Annotated in this window: 4 protein-coding genes and 1 pseudogene; 3 read left to right on the forward strand and 2 right to left on the reverse strand. The window is 63.0% G+C overall.

The genetic code is table 11. The annotated features are described in order from the left end of the window. The 3 genes from AAC126_RS21735 to AAC126_RS21745 all read left to right on the forward strand — a co-directional run. A partial coding sequence (locus AAC126_RS21735) for a hypothetical protein (RefSeq protein WP_339857455.1) occupies positions 1–245 on the forward strand: 245 nt, incomplete at its 5' end. Between the two features lie 101 nt (positions 246–346). Then, entirely contained in the window at positions 347–2173 is a 1827-nt protein-coding gene (gene typA / locus AAC126_RS21740; RefSeq protein ID WP_339857457.1) for a translational GTPase TypA, read from the forward strand. 118 nt (positions 2174–2291) lie between these two features. Further along, the gene (locus AAC126_RS21745) at positions 2292–2690 is read left to right on the forward strand and encodes a rhodanese-like domain-containing protein (RefSeq protein WP_339857459.1); all 399 of its coding nucleotides are present in this window, start codon (positions 2292–2294) and stop codon (positions 2688–2690) included. A 66-nt stretch (positions 2691–2756) separates the two neighbouring features. Here the strand turns inward: AAC126_RS21745 and AAC126_RS21750 are convergent, their stop codons facing one another. Both AAC126_RS21750 and AAC126_RS21755 read right to left on the reverse strand, forming a co-directional pair. Then, positions 2757–4253: a M81 family metallopeptidase gene (locus AAC126_RS21750; protein ID WP_339857462.1), complete on the reverse strand. Its 1497-nt coding sequence runs from the start codon at positions 4251–4253 to the stop codon at positions 2757–2759. A gap of 4 nt (positions 4254–4257) precedes the next feature. Continuing rightward, positions 4258–4691: pseudogene (locus AAC126_RS21755) on the reverse strand (M20 peptidase family dipeptidase); the annotation flags it as partial.

Consider the following 4691-nt stretch of genomic DNA (forward strand, 5'->3'; position numbering starts at 1 on the left):
CGCCCAGTGGCTCCAGCATGTCGGTAATGAAGTCCGCGAACTCTTTCGATGCGGCCATGTGCCGTTCCCTCTTGTTTGTTCTCTTATTGTTCCTATTTAGTGGATTGCTGGCAAGGCTGGGCGGCATCACATTCGAGTCGGATGCCGAGTTGCACGGCAAGCGGGTCTTCCAGCGGGATGCAGCCATGCAATCCAGCGCTTGTTTCGCGCTGCAATATAAGTATGTTAGCGCCGAGTCATTTTGACACTGCCGGGCCTGAACCGCCCTGGGCCAATCAACGCAGATTTGCACGCCTGGCACCGCGCCGTAGTAGCGGCGCGCGGCGGACCTGTTCGGAGTCGTTCCATGGAACTGAGAAATATCGCCATCATCGCCCACGTCGACCACGGTAAAACCACGCTTGTCGACGTGCTCCTGAAACAGACCGGTACGTTCCGCGAGAACCAGCAGGTCGACGAGCGGGCGATGGACAGCAACGATATCGAGCGCGAGCGCGGTATCACCATTCTCGCCAAATGCACCTCGGTCGAATATGGCGGCACCCGTATCAACATCGTCGACACGCCGGGCCATGCCGATTTCGGTGGCGAGGTTGAGCGTATCCTCTCCATGGTGGACGGCGTTGTCGTTCTGGTGGACGCGGCCGAAGGCCCGATGCCGCAGACCAAGTTTGTGCTCGCCAAGGCCCTGAAGCTGGGCCTGCGTCCGATGGTCGTGGTCAACAAGGTCGATAAGCCGGAGCAGCGCGCTTACGAAGTGCAGGACGAGATGTTCGACCTGTTCTCCGCGCTCGAGGCTAATGAAGACCAGCTCGACTTCCCGTCGCTGTTCGCTTCCGGCAAGGCCGGCTGGGCGAGCGAGACGCCGGACGAGGTCGGCACCGACATGACGCCGCTGTTCGAGCTTATCCTGCGCCATGTGCCGGAGCCTGCCGTCGAGAAGGACGCACCGTTCCGCATGCTGGCAACCACGGTCGAGGCCGATCCGTATCTGGGCCGCCTGCTGACCGGCCGGATCGAGGCCGGAACTGTGCGCCCGAACGTCAGTGTCAAGGCACTGTCCCGCGACGGCAAGGTGCTGGAGCAGGGCCGGATCACCAAGATTCTCGCCTATCGCGGGCTTGAGCGGGTGCCGTTGGAGCAGGCCGAGGCCGGCGACATCGTGGCGCTTGCAGGGCTTTCGAAATCGACCGTTGCCGACACCATCTGCGTGCCGGAAGTGACCGAGCCAATCATGGCGCAGCCGATCGATCCCTCGACCATCGCCGTGACCTTCTCGGTCAATGACAGCCCGCTTGGCGGTCTCGACGGCGACAAGGTGACGAGCCGGGTGATCTGGGACCGCCTGAAGAAGGAAGCGGAAGGCAACGTTGCCATTCGTGTCTCCGAAACCGCCGACAAGGATGCCTTCGAGGTCTCCGGCCGTGGCGAATTGCAGCTTGCGGTGCTGATCGAACAGATGCGCCGTGAGGGCTTCGAGCTGTCGATCAGCCGCCCGCGCGTGCTGTTCCAGTCCGATCCGCAGACTGGCCAGCGCCTTGAGCCGATGGAAGAAGTCGTCATCGACGTGGACGAGGAATTTTCCGGCGCCGTGGTCGAAAAGATGCAGCAGCGCAAGGCCGAACTGATGGACATGCGTCCGTCCGGCGGCGGCAAACAGCGGGTGACCTTCCGCTGCCCGTCGCGCGGCCTGATCGGCTATCACGGCGAATTCATGACCGATACCCGCGGTACCGGCATCATGAACCGGGTGTTCGACAGCTACGGTCCCTATAAAGGCCCGATCCCGACCCGACGCAACGGCGTGCTGATCAGCCTGGAAAAGGGCAAGGCAGCGGCCTACGCACTGTTCAATCTGGAAGAGCGCGGCCCGCTGATGATCGGTGGCGGCGAGGATATCTATCCGGGCATGGTGATCGGCGAGACCAACCGAGGGAACGATCTTGACGTCAACCCGCTGAAGTCCAAGCAGCTCACCAACTTCCGGGCCTCGGGCAAGGACGATTCGATCGTCCTGACCCCGCCGATCCGGATGACGCTGGAAAAGGCGATCTCCTATATCGGTGATGACGAACTGGTCGAGGTGACCCCGAACAATATCCGCCTGCGCAAGCGCTATCTCGATATCAACGAGCGCAAGAAGCACGCCCGCAAGACCGCAGCCGAAGGCTGATACTCTCCTGACGACCTGAGGGAACCGGAGCATCAGTCCGGTTCCCGAATGGCCATTCCGTTTGCGCCCCGCGCGCATTAGGCTCTCCCCAGAAACGTGATCCTGAGGGAGGGCCTCAATGGCCAAGAAAACCATCAAAACCGTCGACTCCATGGTGGCCGAAGCCAATGAGCAGGTCCGCATCGTCTCTGTTGAGGATGCAAAGGCCATGGTTGGCAGCGACGACGTGACCTTTATCGATGTCCGCGATGTGCGCGAGATCGCCAAGAGCGGCCGCATTCCGGGCGCGCGCCATGTGCCGCGCGGCATGCTGGAGTTCTGGATCGATCCGGCCAGCCCCTATTACAAGGACTTCTTCGGCGAGGACAAAACCTTCGTCTTCTATTGCGCCGCGAGCTGGCGCTCGGCCCTGTCCGCCAAGACGGCGCAGGATATGGGCCTGACGCCTGTTGCCCATCTTGAGGGCGGCCTTGGAGAATGGCTCAAGGCGGATGGACCGGTAGAGCATAAGGAATAAGAAGAACGGCCGGGCATGAACCCGGCCGTTTCTGTTTCTGGGCGCCGGGCAATGACCCGGCGCTTATTATTTGCCCGCTTCGGGGTCAATCGGCCAGATCGGCCGGCGCAGGTGCCTGTAGTTGAAGCTGGCGTAATCCTGCGAGACGAGACAGCCGCTATCCACCAGCACGACGTCGCGGGCGACCGGCTGGAAGGCCGCGCGGAAATGGTGAGAAGATTTGACGGCGATGACGTCCAGTGCCGCCGGGTCGAGTCCGAACAGCTTCAGCGCCTGCTGGTCCGTGACCTGCAGATTGCTGCTGGCGATCACCACCTTCACGCCTGAAATGTCGAGCAGGGCGGAGCGGCCGAGGCGCACTTCCATGTTGGCCCACATGGGCCCGTCGCAGACGAAGGCTCCGGTCTCGCTGAGCGCGAGCACCGTGGCCTCGGTCCCGATCGGAGGACCATAGCTGCCCGGATCGACTTTCGCTCCGAGTGAGATGCTGATCCGCGCTCCCGCACCGGCTTTGTGAGCCTGCTCGGCAATTGCCGGATCGCAGATCGCGGCCAGCGCCGCGTTCGGGGTGCCTGTCGCGATAATGGCTTCCAGCAGGCGCACGCCGTCGCCATAACCGCCACCACCCGGATTGTCCGTGGTATCGCCGATAACGAGCGGTCCCTTGCCCGTGGGGCCGTCCTTGATCCTTGCCGAAAGCTCGGTGAGGGAGAGCAGGGGGACGGTGTTGATCGCGCGGGTGTCCCAGACGAACTGCATCAGCTCGTTCGCGATCTTCCGGCCTTTTTCCGCATCGCCATCCGTGGTGACGCTGACGGAGGGGCCTGCCTCGGCAATGTCCGACCAGGCGAAACCGGCACAGAGGCCAATTTCCAGAATAGCCGGATCAGCGGCCTTGATCTCCGCCGCACGAGCCAGAAGCTCTACCATCGGGCCTTCCTGGGTGCGGCCATGGTTGAGGCCGTCGAGGGTCGGCCGCCGGGCAACAACCGTGACCGGCCGGATCTCTTTGTCCATCGCCCGCTGCAGCAGGGATGCCGCTTCCGTCGCGGCCTCGTACTGGTCGATATGCGGATATGTCCGGTAGGGACGCAGGATATCGGCCAGCTCGGCCATTCCATCGGTCACGTTCGCATGCAGATCGAGGGTGACGGCAATCGGAACGTGCTTGCCGAGACGGTCCCGCAACCGTTTCAGCAGGTCGCCTTCCGCGTCCTGGCTAGTTTCGGTCACCATGGCGCCGTGCAGGGCGAGCATGACGCCGTCGACCGGTCCCGTGTCGAGACCGGCCAGGACGATGTTGCACAGCTCTTCCCAGGCGTCCGCCGTGGTCATGCCGCTCGGTGTGGCATGGGCCGCGACGGTCGGGATCAGCTCCCAGCCGTATGTCCGCGCGGCGTCGATATGCGCCGCCACTTCCGTCGCGGTGCCGGACATATGCTTCGCTATCTCGTCGCCGAAATAGCATTGCCGACGCAAATAAGCGTCCATACCGGTCCGCAACACACTGAAAGTATTGGTCTCGTGGCTGATCTCAGCCGACAGAACACGCCGCGTGGTCATCGGATTACCAGCTTTCCGGCAGGGTGCCGTCGCCGATATCCCAGAAAAGGCCGGCGGTAAGTTGCAGGCCTTCGCGCAGAACCGGCTTCAGCGCATGCTCGTTCGGTGCATGCTGGGAGCAGGAGGCATAGGAATGCGGCACCCAGATCGTGGCCAGACCGAGGGTTTCGCTGAACACGTCGTTCGGCAGCGAGCCGCCGAGGTTCGGCAGGATAGCGGTCTTCTTGTTGGTCGTGCGCTGGATCGAGCTCGCCGCCCATTGCACGAGCGCGTGATCGGGATCGAGGCGCGTCGCCTTCATATAGCCGCGGTCGGCGTCCGAGACTGTGACCATCGGGAAACCTTCGCGTTCCAGATGCCGGCGCAGGGCCGGAACAATGTCCTCCGGATCGGTGCCGACGACGAAGCGGAGCTGGCCGCGGCAGGTCGCCCGGCCGG

Origin of the sequence: uncultured Nisaea sp., assembly GCF_963974195.1 — a bacterium.
In the GTDB taxonomy this organism is placed as follows: Bacteria; Pseudomonadota; Alphaproteobacteria; order Thalassobaculales; family Thalassobaculaceae; genus Nisaea.

Bases quoted from the DNA above. Each gene is read 5' to 3' on its own strand.
- AAC126_RS21745 (WP_339857459.1), top strand. From the start codon at position 2,292: ATGGCCAAGAAAACCATCAAAACCGTCGACTCCATGGTGGCCGAAGCC.
- typA (WP_339857457.1), top strand. From the start codon at position 347: ATGGAACTGAGAAATATCGCCATCATCGCCCACGTCGACCACGGTAAA.
- AAC126_RS21750 (WP_339857462.1), bottom strand. From the start codon at position 4,253: ATGACCACGCGGCGTGTTCTGTCGGCTGAGATCAGCCACGAGACCAAT.